The sequence below is a fragment of the Ureibacillus sp. 179-F W5.1 NHS genome (assembly GCF_045369345.1).
In the GTDB taxonomy this organism is placed as follows: domain Bacteria; phylum Bacillota; class Bacilli; order Bacillales_A; family Planococcaceae; genus Ureibacillus; species Ureibacillus halotolerans.
Genome location: NZ_JBIQFG010000052.1, coordinates 1 through 17,450 on the forward strand (window position 1 = coordinate 1; position 17,450 = coordinate 17,450).

Annotated in this window: 17 protein-coding genes; 15 read left to right on the plus strand and 2 right to left on the minus strand. The window is 34.9% G+C overall.

Annotated features, from left to right (window positions below; translation table 11 throughout):
* Positions 1–235 precede the first annotated feature (235 nt).
* Positions 236–457, minus strand: coding sequence for a DeoR family transcriptional regulator (locus ACH0B5_RS16095; protein WP_121212652.1), 222 nt, complete (start codon positions 455–457; stop codon positions 236–238).
* A gap of 317 nt (positions 458–774) precedes the next feature.
* Here ACH0B5_RS16095 and pepV point away from each other — a divergent pair, with 317 nt between their 5' ends.
* From pepV to ACH0B5_RS16125, 6 genes are all read left to right on the plus strand, one after another.
* Positions 775–2,166 (plus strand): dipeptidase PepV, encoded by a 1,392-nt coding sequence (gene pepV / locus ACH0B5_RS16100; protein WP_406928127.1) that lies wholly within the window; start codon positions 775–777, stop codon positions 2,164–2,166.
* A gap of 21 nt (positions 2,167–2,187) precedes the next feature.
* Positions 2,188–3,051 (plus strand): D-amino-acid transaminase, encoded by an 864-nt coding sequence (gene dat, locus ACH0B5_RS16105; RefSeq protein WP_122972947.1) that lies wholly within the window; start codon positions 2,188–2,190, stop codon positions 3,049–3,051.
* Between the two features lie 103 nt (positions 3,052–3,154).
* Positions 3,155–4,147: a nuclease-related domain-containing protein gene (locus ACH0B5_RS16110; RefSeq protein WP_406928128.1), complete on the plus strand. Its 993-nt coding sequence runs from the start codon at positions 3,155–3,157 to the stop codon at positions 4,145–4,147.
* Between the two features lie 2 nt (positions 4,148–4,149).
* Positions 4,150–5,106, plus strand: a complete 957-nt coding sequence (locus tag ACH0B5_RS16115; RefSeq protein WP_406928129.1) for a diacylglycerol/lipid kinase family protein — start codon at positions 4,150–4,152, stop codon at positions 5,104–5,106.
* A 55-nt stretch (positions 5,107–5,161) separates the two neighbouring features.
* Complete coding sequence (gene trmB, locus ACH0B5_RS16120) at positions 5,162–5,812, plus strand: tRNA (guanosine(46)-N7)-methyltransferase TrmB (RefSeq protein ID WP_122972944.1); 651 nt, start codon at positions 5,162–5,164, stop codon at positions 5,810–5,812.
* A 77-nt stretch (positions 5,813–5,889) separates the two neighbouring features.
* On the plus strand, positions 5,890–6,765 hold the full coding sequence (locus tag ACH0B5_RS16125; protein WP_406928130.1) for a YtnP family quorum-quenching lactonase: 876 nt from the start codon (positions 5,890–5,892) through the stop codon (positions 6,763–6,765).
* Between the two features lie 50 nt (positions 6,766–6,815).
* Here the strand turns inward: ACH0B5_RS16125 and ACH0B5_RS16130 are convergent, their stop codons facing one another.
* Positions 6,816–7,130: a hypothetical protein gene (locus tag ACH0B5_RS16130; protein WP_122972942.1), complete on the minus strand. Its 315-nt coding sequence runs from the start codon at positions 7,128–7,130 to the stop codon at positions 6,816–6,818.
* A 227-nt stretch (positions 7,131–7,357) separates the two neighbouring features.
* Between ACH0B5_RS16130 and ACH0B5_RS16135 the strand changes: the two genes are divergently transcribed.
* From ACH0B5_RS16135 to ACH0B5_RS16175, 9 genes are all read left to right on the plus strand, one after another.
* Entirely contained in the window at positions 7,358–8,434 is a 1,077-nt protein-coding gene (locus ACH0B5_RS16135) for a M42 family metallopeptidase (protein WP_341362487.1), read from the plus strand.
* Between the two features lie 77 nt (positions 8,435–8,511).
* Entirely contained in the window at positions 8,512–9,045 is a 534-nt protein-coding gene (locus tag ACH0B5_RS16140) for a DUF84 family protein (RefSeq protein ID WP_122972963.1), read from the plus strand.
* A gap of 88 nt (positions 9,046–9,133) precedes the next feature.
* On the plus strand, positions 9,134–9,655 hold the full coding sequence (locus ACH0B5_RS16145; RefSeq protein ID WP_122972940.1) for a hypothetical protein: 522 nt from the start codon (positions 9,134–9,136) through the stop codon (positions 9,653–9,655).
* A 192-nt stretch (positions 9,656–9,847) separates the two neighbouring features.
* Complete coding sequence (locus ACH0B5_RS16150) at positions 9,848–10,663, plus strand: DUF1444 domain-containing protein (RefSeq protein WP_122972939.1); 816 nt, start codon at positions 9,848–9,850, stop codon at positions 10,661–10,663.
* Entirely contained in the window at positions 10,660–11,277 is a 618-nt protein-coding gene (ytpR, locus tag ACH0B5_RS16155) for a YtpR family tRNA-binding protein (RefSeq protein WP_122972938.1), read from the plus strand. The genes ACH0B5_RS16150 and ytpR overlap by 4 nt, the downstream gene beginning before the upstream one ends.
* Before the next feature lie 290 nt (positions 11,278–11,567).
* Positions 11,568–14,744, plus strand: coding sequence for a DNA translocase FtsK (locus ACH0B5_RS16160; protein WP_341362486.1), 3,177 nt, complete (start codon positions 11,568–11,570; stop codon positions 14,742–14,744).
* Between the two features lie 229 nt (positions 14,745–14,973).
* Positions 14,974–16,290, plus strand: coding sequence for a UDP-N-acetylmuramate--L-alanine ligase (murC, locus tag ACH0B5_RS16165; RefSeq protein WP_122973607.1), 1,317 nt, complete (start codon positions 14,974–14,976; stop codon positions 16,288–16,290).
* Positions 16,291–16,382: 92 nt separating this feature from the next.
* Positions 16,383–16,868 (plus strand): DUF948 domain-containing protein, encoded by a 486-nt coding sequence (locus ACH0B5_RS16170; RefSeq protein WP_122973606.1) that lies wholly within the window; start codon positions 16,383–16,385, stop codon positions 16,866–16,868.
* A gap of 20 nt (positions 16,869–16,888) precedes the next feature.
* Positions 16,889–17,347 carry a YtxH domain-containing protein gene (locus tag ACH0B5_RS16175; protein ID WP_122973605.1) on the plus strand — a complete coding sequence of 153 codons (459 nt, stop codon included), beginning with the start codon at positions 16,889–16,891 and terminating at the stop codon, positions 17,345–17,347.
* Positions 17,348–17,450 lie beyond the last annotated feature (103 nt).

Genomic DNA, 17,450 nt, shown 5'->3' on the forward strand with positions numbered 1-17,450 from the left:
CAAGTATATAGAAATCGGTGATTACGTGCTTTTTTATTTATGAAATTTTTTTAAACCCCAACAAATATTATAGAGCCTTAAAAAAAATAAAGATGAAAAAAAGAATGACCCCGACGACAGGTCATTCTTTTTTCTTTATCTATAATACGAAGTCTAGCAACAATTGTTCGCTAAGCTGAATGTATGTTTTAAGCAAACTTTCCTCATAAAATGGAGGTTTTTTGTTGCATTGTATCTAAGATGTCAATTTTACTTTTTTCTTCGTCGTTGTCCATTTACCCCGACTTGGACTTTCGACCAAATCATTAAAGGCTAACACATTCAAATCTCTTTGAATGGTGCGAGGAGTGATATTGAACTCTTCGACTAAATCCTGTGTAGATACCGTCCCTTTATCAAGGATGAACATATACACGTCTTTAATACGATTAAGCATTCTGTCAGTAGTTGGTTTCATAATCATGAACCACTCCTTCGATCTTAATTCTCATGGAAAAGACTAGCGGACGACAAAAGTGCAGAGGCTACTTTGGCTCATTAAATTTCTGCCTTAGACATCCCCTTTTTTATATATTTTTTTGTCAAGTAATTTACTATGACAACGCCATTATATCAGTAAACTATTAATTTTTCCATAATTCTCAGTTAATTATTATAAATTTTACGAAGTCTTTAATGTGATAATACGAAAAACACCGGTCGAATATGACAATTAAGCTTGTACTTTATAATAGAAAGAGTAAAATAATCGGTAATAAGTAAAGAGGTGATTAAATGGATTGGTTGAAATTAGCGGAATCTAGAAAAGAAGAATTGATTTCAGAATTACAACAGTTAATTCAAATTGAAAGTGTTCTTGATGAAGAGAGTGCAACAGAGGATGCTCCATTTGGTCAAGGTCCATTAAAGGCTTTACAATTTATGCTTTCAAAAGGTGAACAACAAGGCTTTCAAACGAAAAATGTAGATAATGTGGCTGGTCATATTGAAATGGGAGCAGGCGACGACTTGCTCGGAATTTTATGTCATGTGGATGTTGTGCCAGTAGGAGATTCCTGGACGTATCCTCCTTTTAAAGGGGAATTAGTGGACGGAAAACTATTTGGCAGAGGTGCCATTGATGATAAAGGTCCAACGATTGCAGCATGGTTAGCTATGAAAATGGTGAAAGATGCGGGCGTTTCATTAAATAAACGTGTTCGAATGATTATTGGGACAGATGAAGAATCAGGATTCCGTTGTGTAACCCATTACTTTACAAAGGAACAAATGCCAACAATTGGATTTGCACCAGACGCTGACTTTCCATTAATTAATGCTGAGAAAGGTATTGCATTGCTTAATTTTTCACAAAAAGCTCAAGTAACGGCAGATGAACAAATTATTGCATTTCAGGCAGGACAACGTTCTAATATGGTACCGGATCATGCAAAAGCGATCATTCAAAATGTAACCTCTGGAGTGGAAGAAGAATTTCAACAATTCTTAGAAGAAAATACGACAGAAGGTACTTTTATTCAAGATGAAGGACGATATATAATAACGGTTAAAGGAAAATCGGCCCATGCGATGGAACCTGAAAAAGGTAGAAATGCGGCTGTGTTACTTGCAAAATTTCTGATTAACTACATTACTACTCCAGCAAGTAACCAATTTCTTTCTTTCATCGTCAATACGTTTGGTGAGGACTACAAGGGTACAAAAATGAAGCTAGATTTTGAAGATATTATGTCCGGTCCTACGACATTAAACCCTGGTGTTATATTATTCCACCATGAACGGGGTGGCCATATTCAAGTAAGTATGCGTTACTCGGTGAGCTATCCATTTGAGGAAAAAATGACAGAAGCTACAAAAGTAGTATCCGATTTAGGATTTGCTTTAGATGTGACATCTAATTCGATTCCCCACTATGTACCAGAAGAAGATGAACTTGTGCAAACTTTGTTGAAAGTATATCGAAAATATACAGGGGATGAATCAAAACCGTTATCTACTGGTGGAGGTACGTATGCGCGGACGATGAAAAAAGGGGTAGCCTTTGGCATGCTTTTCCCAGGTGAACCGGATGTGGCGCATCAGTCGGATGAATATGTATGGATTGATCATTTAGTGAAAGCTGCCGCTATATATGCGGAAACGATTGTTGAGTTAGCTGGGAAATAAAATTTTAAAGGATGGTAAAAAATGGGCTTTGTATTATGGAATGACAAAATTGTGGATGAAAGTGAAGTAAAGATTGATAAAGAAGATAGAGGTTATCAATTCGGTGACGGAGTTTATGAAGTAATTAAAATTTATGATGGTGAAATGTTTACTGCAACAGAACATATTGATCGATTTTATTTAAGTGCTGAAAAAATTAAAATAACGATTCCGTTTACAAAGGATAAACTTCACCAATTATTACACCAATTAGTGGAAGCAAACGAAATTAAAACAGGAAATCTTTATTTCCAGATTACTCGTGGTGCGGCACCTCGTATTCATCAATTCCCTGGGGACAACGTATTACCTGTTTTAACAGGAAATGTGAAGGAAGCTCCTCGTTCAACAGAAAATATGGAAAAAGGTGTGAAAGCAGTTTTTGCAGAGGATATTCGTTGGTTACGTTGTGATATTAAATCATTAAATTTATTAGGTGCTGTATTAGCAAAACAAGAAGCTTATGAAAAAGGGTGTTACGAAGCCATTTTACATCGTGGAGATATTATTACGGAAGGATCATCTACAAACGTATTTGGTATTAAAGATGGAGTCCTATATACACACCCAACAGATAACTTCATTTTAAACGGAATTACACGCAATGTTATTTTAACGTGTGCAAAGGAAATTGACCTTCCAGTGAAGGAAGAACCTTTTACAAAAGAGCAAGCATTGAACATGGATGAATTGTTTGTGTCATCTACAACTTCTGAAATTACACCAGTTATCGATTTAGAAGGGGTAGCTATAAATAATGGAGTCATTGGAGAATGGACTCGTAAATTACAAGCACAATTTGAAACAAAGCTTCCTCAACAATTTCAAGTAAATTTGTCAAAATAATTCATTGAGTTTATTAGTGGGTAGGACATCACCTATCCACTATTTTTTTTGCGTTTCCTCATGTAAAATTGAAGTGGGGATTTAAAGAATAGGAGTGTTTTTTTTGGCTCAATTAGTGAAACTACAAGATTACATTTCAAGATACCAAATCGATTTATCAAGATATCCAACTCAATTTGTTCGTTTGAAAAAAAGTCAATGGGAACGTGTGAAACAACAATGGCTTTCTGGTGAAGAAACACCGGAGTGGCAACATATTGAATCCGATGAAGACATACGACAGGGCAAAAAAACTTTTTCTTTTTTCGAAAAACTAAAGCTGAAAAAAGAGACAAAAGAAATTGAAAATATAGAAGATGTAGATGTTTCGAATGAGCTAATGAATCCGGATGAAGAAATTCCTGAGGAAGAAACAACGTTATTTTTTGAACCGAAAATCGTGTACCAACCAACTTCGATAGAAGAACTGAAAAAAATGTTCATGGATCAATTTTTTCATTTTCAAATTAAATGGGCAAGTTCAACTTTAAGGGAAAAATCTTATGTGGATCCGAAATTTTTAAGAGATTCGTTACTTCGAACTATTCTTCAACGTTTACCGGATAGCTTTTTAGTACTGTATTATCCAATCATAAAGGTAAAGAAAGCACCTGTTGAATTAGATATTATTTTATTAACACCAACAGAATGTTTATGCATTACATTAGTGGAACAAGAAGAGCAAGCAGTATTTGTTGGGAATAGCGATCGTTTTTGGATAAAAAAGATAGGGAAAACATCGAAAAAAATGTTGAATCCATTAATTCAATTAAATCGGATGGAGTCTATTATTACTCAGTTATTTGCTGCAAATAACGTTGACATGCCAATTCGAAAAGTGCTCCTTTCAAGAAATGGATATTTTGATTATCCAGGTTCTGTTTTTAACGTTCAATTCATTGATAAACGAGAACTTTCCCAATGGATGAACCAATTATCCCGCTATTCTTCACCGATGAAACGGATGCAAATGCAAGCAGCTCAAGCAATTTTACAGACGGTACAAACGACTTCCTTTAACCGTGATATTTGGAAAGTGGAACAACAGGAGCAATAAAAGTGGAATTGTTTTTTATTATTAATGAGCAAGCTGGCAATGGAAAAGGGAAAAAAGTTTGGGAAAAGTTAAGGAAAGAACTACATACCCCTTTTTCTTTTTACATAACAAATCATCATGGACATGCTACTACCATTGCTAGAAAGATTGCTAGTAATTTTCAACTAACTGGACAAAAAATACTTTTGATAGCCGTTGGGGGAGATGGAACAATCCATGAAGTCGTAAATGGTGTGATTGGTTTTAATCATGTATATGTTGGAGCAATTGGTGCAGGTTCTGGTAACGACTTTTCAAGGGAATATTTTACATTCCATACTGCTTATGAAATAGATGAATTTATAAAAGGAAATGAACAATCTTTGCAACAGTTTGATAGCGGAATGGTCAAATGGAGCACTGGACAATCAATTCATTTTGTGAACAATTCAGGAATTGGTTTCGATGCCTTTGTAGCTAAACTGGCGAACCATTCTACTATAAAAAAACGACTGAACAAAATGGGACTTGGTAAGTTTAGTTATGTTTATTTTGTGTTGCTCGGTCTATTTACATTTAAATTATTTACATTAACGGTTGAACAAAATGGTAGTCAAAGAAAGTATGAAAAGGTTTGGTTTGCAACGGTTTCCAATCAACCGTATTTCGGAGGAGGGATGAAAATCTCACCTCAATCTAATCCAATGGATGGGAAATTAGAATTGACCATTGTGTATAACCTTTCAAGATTAAAATTATTACTAATGTTTGTCACTGTATTTTTTGGTAGCCATACGAGATTACAAGAAGTCGTTCAGCAGAAGGGCGACCAATTTACTTTGTACATAAACGATGAATTACCTTGTCATGCCGATGGAGAAGTGATGGGTGTGACAAAAAATAATTCACGCATAGATTACGTTGTCCAAAAGAAAAGTTGGATGTCGATAAAAAGAAATAGCGAGTTTATGAAAAAGTAAGAAAAATAAGCTATAATAAAATGAAATTAGGACATCTAGAAATGAGGATTTAGTAGTGAGATTAAGAAATAAACCGTGGGCTGAAGAATTTATTACAAATCATCCAGAAGTTATTATTCCAAATCCTGAAGAATATAAAGGAAAGTGGAAAGAAGTTTTTGGAAACGACAACCCACTGCATATTGAAGTAGGTACAGGAAAAGGTCAATTTGTTACAGGAATGGCTCTAGCTAACCCTAATATTAACTATATCGGTATTGAACTATACGATAGTGTCATTGTGAGTGCGTTGGAAAAAGTGTTAGATGCTAATACTCCACCAAATTTACGATTATTAAAAGTAAATGGAGCCGATTTAGCAAAATATTTTGCTAAAAATGATGTAAGTCGAGTGTATTTAAATTTCTCAGATCCTTGGCCTAAAACGCGTCATGCAAAACGTCGTTTAACCCACGAAGGATTTTTGAAGTTATATGAGTCCATTTTAGTGGATAATGGGGAAATTCATTTTAAAACGGATAATCGTGGCTTATTTGAATATTCCCTTGTTAGTATGTCGGAATATGGAATGTTATTGAAATATGTTTCGTTAGATTTACATGCCAATATGCCGGAAGACAATATTATGACAGAATATGAAGAAAAGTTTTCTGCCAAAGGTCAGCCAATCTATCGTTTAGAATCTCAATTTATAACGAAGAAATAATGTAAATCGTTTATTTTGAATTCGATTGTCGTTCAATCGAATTTTTAAATAAATATAAGAACAAAGGGGAGATAGGGATGGATCAACTACAATTTCACAATATGTCCTTAACATGGCTTAATGGGGGCGTCACTTCTTTAGATGGCGGAGCAATGTTTGGAGTCGTACCAAAACCACTTTGGTCAAGAAAGTATCCAGTCAATGACAAAAATCAAATTGAATTAGCTTGTGAACCGATTTTAATTCAATACGAGGGGAAAAATTATTTAATTGATAGTGGTGTTGGGTTTAATAAGTTAACAGAAAAACAACTTCGAAACTTTGGTGTTACAGAAGAATCAACGATTTTAGAAAGCTTGGACCAATTGGGACTTACTGCAGAAGATATTGATTATGTGCTAATGACCCACCTTCATTTTGACCATGCTGGGGGATTAACTCGTTGGGAAGGGGACACACTCGTATCTACATTCCCGAAGGCGAAAATTTATACAACGCAAATTGAATGGGATGAAATGCGTAATCCAAATATACGATCCAAAAATACGTATTGGAAAGAAAATTGGGAACCGGTTCAACATCAAGTTGAGACTTTCTCCGAATCCTTAACGATAGCCCCTGGAATTGAAATGGTTCATACAGGTGGACATAGTGATGGACATGCGATTATAAAGTTAACTCAAAACGGGGAAACGCTAATTCATATGGCGGACATTATGCCAACCCATGCCCATCAAAACCCTTTATGGGTATTAGCATATGATGATTACCCGATGACAAGTGTGTTTGCTAAAGAAAAAATAATGAAAGAAGCTTTAGCAGGAGGGTATAAATTTATTTTCTATCATGATGCTTATTATCGAATGATTCAATGGAGTGCCGATGGAAAAGAAGTGACCGACTCATTGAAACGAAGTAAAGAAGCACGAATTCAATTTGAAACAAACGTATAAAAAAAGGGGCTGTTTGATCATTTCAAACAGCCTCTTTCTCTATGAAGAAATTACACTTTTAATAATTCAACAACTACTCCTGAACGAGCATCTGCTGCAAATTCAAATGTTTCCAATTCACCATTTAATACTCTAGTAATTCCTCCACGGTATACGGGAATGGTCATAATACCATTATTATAATCTTCTGTTTTCATATAAATCCAAGAACCATCAATAGGGCTTTCTTTTTTAAACTCTGTTTTTACATTGTCTAGTACTTGATTGGCGGGTACAAAAGGCGAAATTCTTTCAGATGTTTCTTTAATGATAATGGATGCAGCTAAACCCGTGGCCACACCTATTAAAAAATCTCTTAATTTCATTTGCCATCCTCCTTTAAACTATTCCTTATTTTAACACCAATTAAAACAGAAGTCTTGTTCAATCATACAAAGAGAGTGGTCTATGGATAGAAATAATTAACTGGTCTATGCTATAAAAAACCCGTTTTTAATAGTGAGTTTGTAAATTTTCCAATGATACAATTCGAATTACGAAATATATATGATAGAATAGAGAAAAGATTAAAAAAATTAGGGAGTGTTCTTTTATGAATACTGAAACATTACAATTATTTAAAACATTAACGGAGTTACCTGGTGCCCCTGGCAATGAATCCGCTGTTCGAAAATTTATGCGTGGGGAACTAGAAAAGTATGCAGATGAAATTATTCAAGATAATTTAGGTGGCATTTTCGGTGTAAGAAAAGCGGAAAATGACAATGCACCCAAAATATTAGTGGCAGGCCATATGGATGAAGTATCTTTCATGGTAAAAGATATTACAGAAAACGGGATGCTTCGCTTTCAGCCATTAGGCGGTTGGTCTAATCAAGTGTTACAAGCCCAAAGAGTAACTGTTTATGCAAAGGAACAAGAAATTCCTGGTGTAATTGCTTCCATTCCACCTCATTTATTAAGAGGTACTGACAAAAATCATACGATGGAAATTAAAGATATGTTAATTGACGTAGGAGCAGACAGTAAAGAAGATGCACTACAAATGGGTATTCGACCAGGTCAATCAATTATCCCAATTTGTCCATTTACACCGATGGCAAACCCGAAAAAAATTATGGCGAAAGCTTGGGATAACCGATATGGTTGTGGTTTGGCGATCGAATTGTTAAAAGAGTTAAAAGACGAAAAAGTAGTAAACAACCTATATTCAGGTGCAAACGTAATGGAAGAAGTTGGATTACGCGGGGCACAAGTATCTGCAAACATGATTAAACCTGACATTTTCTTCGCCCTAGATGCTTCTGCAGCCAATGATACAACGGGTGATAAAACCCAATTTGGTCAATTAGGAAAAGGGACGTTATTACGAATTTATGATCCAACGATGGTTACCCACCGTGGATTACGTGAATTTATTTTAGATACGGCTGAGACAAATGATATACCGTATCAATATTTTGTATCTAATGGTGGTACTGATGCAGGTAAAGTACATATTTCCAATGAAGGAATTCCAAGTACGGTTATTGGCATTTGTTCCCGCTACATCCATACTTCTGCTTCGATCATTCATGTCGATGATTATGCGGCTGCAAAAGAGTTGCTTGTGAAACTTGTGAGAACCCTTGATAGAAGTACAGTGGATACAATTATAAACAATGGTTAAAATTACTAAGAAGAAAGGTGCCAAATGGGGCATCTTTTTTATTGAGTGGAACGTCCAGTAAAAGTGTTGATGAGGAGATGACAATTTTGTTTGTTGCAATTGGTACGAAAAATAGAGCAAAAACATTAGCTATTACGAATATCGTAAGTATGTATTTTGACAACTTGGAATTTGAGCAATTTGCGGTTCCTTCAGATGTTTCGGAACAGCCTTTTTCTAATGATGAGACGAGACAAGGTGCAATCAATCGTGCCCTTCATACATTAAATGCTTCAGGAGCTGATTTGAACTTCGGACTTGAAGGTGGTGTACATGAAATGGATGGTCAAATGTACTGCTGTAATTGGGGAGCAATGGCATTAAAAGATGGTACGATTATTACAGCTAGCGGTGCCCAATTTTTATTACCAGATGAAATTGCTGTACAATTGAGAGCGGGTAGAGAATTAGGTCCGGTTATGGATGACTATACGAAGCAAAAGGATACACGTTCTTCTTCAGGAGCTGTTGGTGTTTTTACAGCAGGTCTAGTTGATCGAACGGAAATGTTTGAACATATTGTGAAGTTGTTAATAGGACAATATTTATTTTTATTAAATACTAATAAATAACTCTATGAAAATATTACTAAAAACATGACTCTTGCATCATGACCTATTTATCATTTAATATTAATAGAATAGAAAGAGAGGAGTACATATGAAACGTAAATGGCTTCTAGCTACAGCGTGTTTATTGTTATTGTTCGCTTTAACAGGCTGTGGAAAAACTGTCGAAGAGCAAATAGATTCTGGTGTGGCAAGCGCTCAAACTGTTTTTGAAGAAAATCCCCAAGAACCAAATACAAAGCTTGAGGGAATCGAATTATATGTTCCATCGGGTTACAAGGCTGAAAATAGTGAAGATCCCAATAATTTCATTGTGACAAAAGGACAGGATAGTTATATTCTTTTTGTGAATCAAAATGAAACGGAAGATAGCAAACTACATTATCAATTATTAAAAGATGATAAAACAAAACATATTATCAAGGAAGAAACAGTCGAATTTGATGGTGCCTTTGGATTTACTGCAGTGATTGAACATGATGAAGAACAATTTGAACTTGTCGTAAGTTGTGGTGGTATTAAAATGTCTACTATCTCAGAAGATAAAAATATAGATGAGAAACTAGTAGATATGATGACAATCGTTCGTTCTGTAAAGTTACTTGAAAAGTAATAATGGAAGTTAGCAGACAAACTAATCGACTAAAAAACTAAACTTTTGCTACAATAAGGGTAATACTTTAAAAGTACGGTTCACTTTATGTGAACCGTTTATTTTTGTACTTGCAATTTTTGTGAAAAAATTTTACTGCATCGATTGGTAAAGAAAAGCAAGTATTGTAAAATAAGAAAGGATGTGATGAAGTTGAAATCAAAAGAGTTAGTAGAACAATTGAAATTGCGCTTAAGTACGGAGCAATTTGAATTTCATTTTGATAAAGAAAAAGATATGTTGCGACTTAATCATAAATCATTAAATCGAGGGATGGATATTTCCCTTCCTGAAATTATCGCCAAATATCAAACGATAAAAGAAAAAGCCATCGATGAGGTTGTCTATACGATCGAACAAACCTTTCAGGCGATGGAAAAGGAACGAGCTGAAGGATTCCATGATTTATCTTTAGTATACCCTGTTATACGTTCCACTTCTTTCCCGTTAAAATCCAATGAAGGACATACCTTCATCACAACGGATCACACTGCGGAAACGCGTATCTTTTATGCGTTAGATTTAGGAACAACTTACCGATTAATTGATGAGTCGATGTTAGAGAAATTAAACGTTTCGGCAAATCAAATTAGAGAAGCAGCTCGTTTTTCCGTTCGAAAATTACCGACAAATACGAAAAAAGATGAAGTAGCGGGCAATATTTTTTATTTCTTAAATGAAAATGATGGATATGATGCAAGTCGTATTTTAAATGAATCCTTTTTAAAAGAGATGGAATCAAAAATAGAAGGGGACATGACGTTGTCTGTTCCCCACCAAGATGTTCTAATTATTGGTGATATTCGGAACGAAGTAGGGTATGATGTATTAGCGCAAATGACGATGCACTTCTTTTCCGTAGGTGCAGTACCGATTACTTCCTTATCTTTCGTTTATGATAAAGGAGAATTAGAACCAATCTTTATATTGGCAAAAAACAGAGTAAAAAAGGAGCAAGATGACCAATGATCGCCGCTTATAATAAACAATTTGTTGGAGATGTACTTTTAGTCCAACTAGCTACAGAAAAAATCGTTCATACTGAAGTTGAAAAAGTAGGAGATTTCGCTATTTTAAAAGAGAAAGCAACTGGTGAAATAAAAGCTTTCAATTTATTTAATGCAAGTAAATATATGGACTTAAACGTTCAAGGGAATGTGGAAGTAAACCCAGAACTTGTACAAAAAATTGAGGAAGCAATGAAAGCAAACAATGTTTCTATCTCATTAGATGTCGATTTTTCTCCTAAATTTGTTATCGGTTATGTAGAAGAAAAGGAAAAACATCCAAATGCTGATAAGTTAAGTATTTGTAAAGTAAATGTAGGGGATGAACTGTTACAAATCGTTTGTGGTGCACCAAATGTTGAAGCGGGACAAAAAGTCGTTGTAGCAAAAATAGGTGCTGTAATGCCATCTGGATTAGTGATTAAACAATCTGAATTACGTGGAGTCGCATCAAGTGGAATGCTTTGCTCAGCACGTGAATTAGCAATTCCGAATGCGCCATCAGCTAAAGGAATTTTAGTTTTAGATCAAGATGCAGAAGTTGGCGCATCTTTTACGATTCCTTCTAATTTATAATTTGAACATACTTTTTTGAAAGGACGTCTCTTTAATAGAGGCGTCCTTTTTTGTTTTCATCGAAATGTTTTCTCATTGTTATCTTATTGCAATGTAATTATGATATGATTTTGCTAACTAAGGCATATTTATACTATTTATCTATTAAACTCCTAAAAAATAAAAATGAATAGAAAAAATAACCGAAAAAGTTATATCAAATGTGATAGAAAGGTTAAATAAAGATGCCTACTTACATATAATTACTTTATAATAAAAAATGCTATGTTAATAGAAAAGAGTGATCTACATTGAATTGGTTTAAAAAACAGTTAAATAAATTAATATATGATGAAATAGAAGATGAAGAATATTATGAAGATGAGTACTATGAAGAAGAAAGAGTAAAATCAAAAACAAATGATAATGTGATAGAAGAAACGGTTCAAAATAATAGAAAGAGTTTTAAATTCCCATTAATTGATGATCATGAAATGGGGAATACGAGACCCCCTAGTCACGATTTTAACCAATATGAACAACAAACTACCCATCACAACGTGGATCAAGTTAATCGGAAATCGAATTATTTTTATCAACCAAATGCCATTTCCGAAGTGTTTGATGTAGAAGTTTCGGGAATACGAGAACTGTTAGAAAAACGACAAAATAAAGGTAGTTCGACAAGAGGGAATTCCAATCAGTTAAGAAAGGATTCCTATAAAGGACGTCGAGTTGAACAGTCTAAAATGAAGGAACCATTGAAAGAAGATAGGAAAAAAGCTACTTATGCATCAAAAAAGCAAACAGAAACTGTAGATGTTCCTGTTGCCCAAAGAAAATTTGTTCCAAGTCAAGTCCCTTCTCCTATATACGGCTTTAAAAGACCGAGTAACATTAACGATTTATTATCAAAAAAGCAAGGTAGAGTCGAACCTTTGGAAGAAGAGAAAGTTGAAGAAAAGGTACAACAAAGTAAACCCGATGCACAACAGGAAAGTAAAGTAGAGCAAATTTATTCTGATGTTTTAAAAATAAAAGAAGAAGTGGCAAGTACTGTTGACACGATTGCTCTTCCAGAAAGTAAGAAACAAGCTACTTCTTATGAAGAGGAAGAGTCGGTGGAGGTTCCTTCTAATCATTTTTTGCAAATAGAAGATGAACGAGTAGAAAAACCAATCGTATTGGAAGAAACCCTTTATAAAAAAGTAGAAGAGTTTCCTATATTAGCTGAAGAAGTATTGGATGAACCGACTAATGAATTCCAAACTAAGATAGATAGTGTACTTAAAGGGTATGAAGTTGAGCATCAACAAGGGGAAATTATGTCCTTTGACAATCATGATGAGAACGAAAGCTTTTCTTTAAGAGAGCCTGAAATAGAAGTTGAAGAGTTCGATTTAAAAGAAAGCCAAGTCAGTCAACAGGATTTTCAACAAGTAATGGAACACACCCCAATATTCATGCCTATCCAAATTCCAATCGAAAAGCAAGTTGAACTTGAAGAGGCAGTTGTGGAAGAACATCCTTTCGAAGGGGAAAATGCTCAAGTTCAACGCCTTGTAGACATTGCTTTAATGGACAAGTTTGATGACCAAGAGACTGAATCTGATACAAATTCCTTCCTATCAATAGAGCAAGAAGAACCATTTGAACAGAAAGAATATACAGAACTAGAAACATATGAAGAATATGAAGAACATGAACAGTACGAAGAATTTGAAGTAGATGTACAGCAAGATGAGTCTGTGGAACAACAAGAAAAGGTTGAACCTAAAAGAAAAACATTACCTTTTAATGTCCTTATGTTGAAATCAGATAAAGAAAAATATGCTGCGAAATTAGCACAAAAACAATTCAATGAACATAATGATGATATTAAAGAATTTTCTAGGCATACATCTAATGGAGAATTAAAAGAGCAACAACCTATTAATAACAGGCCACATGAGGATGCTACAGCTTTGATAACGACTGACATGGATCAAGGAAAGGAACCGTTCCATGTAGAAGGGGAGACAGAAGAAACAATAAATACAGTTGTTTCCAATGAACCTCAGGGAAAAGTCATTCCAAAACTTTATGTAAAACCTTCATTGGAATTTTTATCACCACCGGAGGAAAAAACAGAAGATCGGGAATGGTTGGAATCTCAAGCGGATGTTTTAGTTGAAGCATTATCCTATTTCCAAGTAACAGCCCAAGTAGAGTCTATTATGCAAGGTCCAGCTGTTACCCAATTTGAGATTACAGTCGGTCACGGTACAAAAGTGAGTAAAATTCGAAACTTAGCAGATGATTTAAAACTTGCTTTAGCAGCGAAAGATATTCGCATCCAGGCCCCAATCCCAGGGAAAAGTTCAATTGGAATCGAAATACCGAATCGTATTTCTCGAGCAGTACGTTTATCCGAAGTAACGACTAGTGAATCCTTTTTAAATTCCGAATCGCCTTTAGAAGCAGCATTAGGATTAGATTTAACAGGGAAGCCGTTAACAATTGATTTGCGTAAAATGCCCCACGGTTTAATAGCTGGTGCTACTGGATCTGGTAAATCGGTTTGTATTAATTCGATTTTAGTAAGTTTATTATATAAAGCAGATCCGAATGAATTAAAGCTAATGTTAATAGATCCTAAAATGGTAGAGCTTGCTCCATTTAATCACATTCCCCATTTAGTAAGCCCTGTTATTACCGATGTGAAAGCGGCAACAGCGGCGTTGAAATGGGCTGTAGAAGAAATGGAAAGACGCTATCAATTATTTGCCCATGCAGGAGTAAGGGATTTAACAAGATTTAATAAACTAGCCGAATCGAACGGGCAATATGGTCATAAATTACCTTACATTTTAATCGTTATCGATGAGCTGGCAGATTTAATGATGATGTCTCCTGCAGATGTAGAGGAAGCAATTTGTCGTATTGCTCAAAAAGCAAGGGCTTGTGGAATTCATTTAATCGTTGCAACTCAGCGCCCATCAGTAGATGTCATTACCGGCTTAATTAAATCCAACATTCCAACTCGTATTGCCTTTGCCGTTTCGTCACAGGTTGACTCCCGTACGATTTTAGACAGTCAAGGTGCGGAACGTTTATTAGGAAGGGGAGATATGTTGTATTTAGGAAATGGGATGAGTGCTCCAATCCGTTTACAAGGTACTTTTGTAACGGATGATGAAATTGAAGAAATTATTGAGCATGTCCGCTCCCAAGGGGAACCAGAGTATTTCTTCCAACAGGATGAATTATTAAAAAAATCCGAAATGATAGAAGAACAAGATGAATTATTTGAAGAGGTATGTCGCTTTGTTTATGAACAAGGTACTGCCTCCACGTCATCCATTCAAAGAAAGTATCATATTGGATATAATCGGGCAGCCCGCTTAATTGATATGTTAGAAAATAACGGATTTATTTCTGAACAAAGAGGAAGTAAACCGAGAGAAGTGTATATTACAGAGTCTGATTTAGCTTCTATGTTTGATTAGATTTTGTATATACAAATAGTGAAAATGAGGGAGGATTCCCTCTCATTTTTTTCGATATAATAAAAATATACATGAATGAGTGAATAAGTAGAAAAAATAAGCTAACAAGTAATTATCCTTTATTAAATTTAATGCTATAATGGGGTATGTTTTTAAAATTTGGCACAAACTAACTTAAATAACAAACGTTCATTCATTGGGATCAAGTGTATCCCGGGAGGTTTTCAATATGACATTTTATCATTTTACAGGAATTAAAGGTTCAGGTATGAGTTCATTAGCTCAAATTTTGTTTGATTCAGGAGAACAAGTACAGGGATCTGATTATGAAACTTATTATTTCACAGAAAAACCATTAAGAGATCGTAACATCACGATATTACCTTTCGATCCAGATAACATTCACGAAGGCATGACCGTTATAGCTGGCAATGCCTTTCCTGATGAACATCCAGAACTTGTTCGAGCGAAGGAATTAGGGGTAGAAGTGATTCGCTACCATAAATTTTTAGGCGATTATATTAAAAAATATACTTCTATTGCAATAACAGGTGCCCATGGTAAAACGTCCACTACCGGATTAATGAGTCATGTGATTGGCGGTTATATGCCAACATCTTTTTTAATCGGTGATGGTACAGGTTCAGGGAAAGAAGATGCTTCTTATTTTGTTATGGAGGCATGTGAATACCGTCGTCACTTTTTAGCGTATCATCCAGATTATGCTGTCATGACGAATATCGATTTTGACCATCCGGATTATTTTTCAGATATAGAAGATGTTAATGCGGCATTCCAACAATTAGCACTTCAAGTAAATAAAGCGATTATTGCTTGTGGAGATGACGAACATCTTCAAAAAATTCAAGCAAATGTACCTGTTGTCTTTTATGGATTTGGTACTCATAATGATTTTGCAGCACGAAATATTGAAAAAACAACAGAAGGTACATCCTTTGAAGTTTACGTGAGAAACGAATTTTACCATAAGTTTTTCATTCCGATGTTTGGAGACCATACCGTTTTAAATTCGTTGGCAGTCATTTCTTTATGTCATTATGAAGGAATTCCGGCGAATCTTATTCAAGAACGTTTAAATACGTATGGTGGAGTAAAAAGACGTTTTACGGAGACGAAAATGGGGAATAGTGTACTTGTAGATGATTATGCGCATCATCCAACCGAAATTAATGCGACGATTCAATCGGCGCGTCAAAAATATCCAGATCGACAAATTGTTGCTGTTTTTCAACCACATACATTTAGCCGTACAGAAGCATTTTTACAAGACTTTGCCGATAGTTTAGAAAAGGCAGATGCTGTTTATTTATGTGATATTTTCAGTTCTGCTCGGGAAAAACAAGGAGCTTTATCGATTGATGATTTAGCAACTTTGATTGAAGGAAGTAAAATTCTTCAAACTGATAAAATTGACATGTTGAAAGAACATAACGATGCTGTCTTCTTGTTTATGGGTGCAGGTGATGTTCATAAGTATCAAGAGGCTTTTGAAGAAGTGTTGAAAGACAATGAAGAAACAGCTTAAACGCCTATGTTTAGGCTGTTTTTTCAAATGAAGGATTTTCACATTTTTTGTCGAATAGTAGATGTAAGTAGACGTAGGAGGTTTTATTGTAAATGGAGATCATTTTATACATCGCAGCATTACTTGCAGCAATTGGTTTTTTAATTTTATGTATTAGTGTAGGTATGACGTTATTCTCATTAAAAAATACGCTAAATAGTATGGCAGGTACCATTGCTGGAATCGAAGGACAAATGGAAGGAATCACACGTGAGACAACCTCCCTATTAGCCAAAACAAATACGTTAGCGGAAGATATTACGGAGAAATCTGAGAAATTAAATTCAGTCGTTGATGCAGTGAAAAATATTGGAGTATCCGTAAATGGATTAAATACTTCTATTCAACAAATTACATCTTCTATTTCTTCAGAGGTAAGTAAAAATGAAGAAAAAATTGCCCAAGTAGTCCAATGGAGCAATGTGGCAATGGAGATTGCTGATAAATGGAAACAGCGAAAAGCAATCAATCAACATGATGTAGATGAAGCTACAGATGAAATTGTCAAAAAATCTTCTAAATTTAAACGAAGAAAATAACAAAGAGGGGGATGTTCAACATGTTAGGGGAAAAACCAAACTATAACGAAGTGAAAAATGCAATACCTAATTTACCACAACTTTATACTGGTATAGATGCTATATATGAAGAGGAGTCGGTGAATATGAAAGATTTTGTTATTGGAGCTTTTGTAGGAGGTATTGTAGGAGCAGCTGTAGGATTATTACTTGCTCCGAAAACAGGAAGAGATTTAAGAAGTGATGTAGCAAGCCAAGCGGCAACTTTAAAGGATAAAGGTGTTACTTTATCATCAACGGCGAAAGAAAAAACAGTTTTATTATCAAATCAGATTAAAGAGCAATCTAGTCAACTAGTTGATAAAGTAAAATCAAAAACAGCAAAAGTACCAACTGTATTTGACGATGGTACGGTTTCATACGAAGGAGAAGAACCTTTAGAAAATGATACGTATGAAGGAATAGACATTGCGGAAGCTTCAAAACCTTCATCTATTTAATAAAAAATAAAAACTGCCCATTCCAATAATGTGTACCCTTTGTAAAGGACATTTTAAAAAAAGCTAGGCAACTTGAAATAGATGATGTCTGTATTGTGCAGGC

Bases quoted from the DNA above. Each gene is read 5' to 3' on its own strand.
- ACH0B5_RS16095 (WP_121212652.1), bottom strand. From the start codon at position 457: ATGAAACCAACTACTGACAGAATGCTTAATCGTATTAAAGACGTGTAT.
- pepV (WP_406928127.1), top strand. From the start codon at position 775: ATGGATTGGTTGAAATTAGCGGAATCTAGAAAAGAAGAATTGATTTCA.
- dat (WP_122972947.1), top strand. From the start codon at position 2,188: ATGGGCTTTGTATTATGGAATGACAAAATTGTGGATGAAAGTGAAGTA.
- ACH0B5_RS16125 (WP_406928130.1), top strand. From the start codon at position 5,890: ATGGATCAACTACAATTTCACAATATGTCCTTAACATGGCTTAATGGG.
- ACH0B5_RS16130 (WP_122972942.1), bottom strand. From the start codon at position 7,130: ATGAAATTAAGAGATTTTTTAATAGGTGTGGCCACGGGTTTAGCTGCA.
- ACH0B5_RS16135 (WP_341362487.1), top strand. From the start codon at position 7,358: ATGAATACTGAAACATTACAATTATTTAAAACATTAACGGAGTTACCT.
- ACH0B5_RS16140 (WP_122972963.1), top strand. From the start codon at position 8,512: ATGACAATTTTGTTTGTTGCAATTGGTACGAAAAATAGAGCAAAAACA.
- ACH0B5_RS16145 (WP_122972940.1), top strand. From the start codon at position 9,134: ATGAAACGTAAATGGCTTCTAGCTACAGCGTGTTTATTGTTATTGTTC.
- ytpR (WP_122972938.1), top strand. From the start codon at position 10,660: ATGATCGCCGCTTATAATAAACAATTTGTTGGAGATGTACTTTTAGTC.
- murC (WP_122973607.1), top strand. From the start codon at position 14,974: ATGACATTTTATCATTTTACAGGAATTAAAGGTTCAGGTATGAGTTCA.
- ACH0B5_RS16170 (WP_122973606.1), top strand. From the start codon at position 16,383: ATGGAGATCATTTTATACATCGCAGCATTACTTGCAGCAATTGGTTTT.
- ACH0B5_RS16175 (WP_122973605.1), top strand. From the start codon at position 16,889: ATGTTAGGGGAAAAACCAAACTATAACGAAGTGAAAAATGCAATACCT.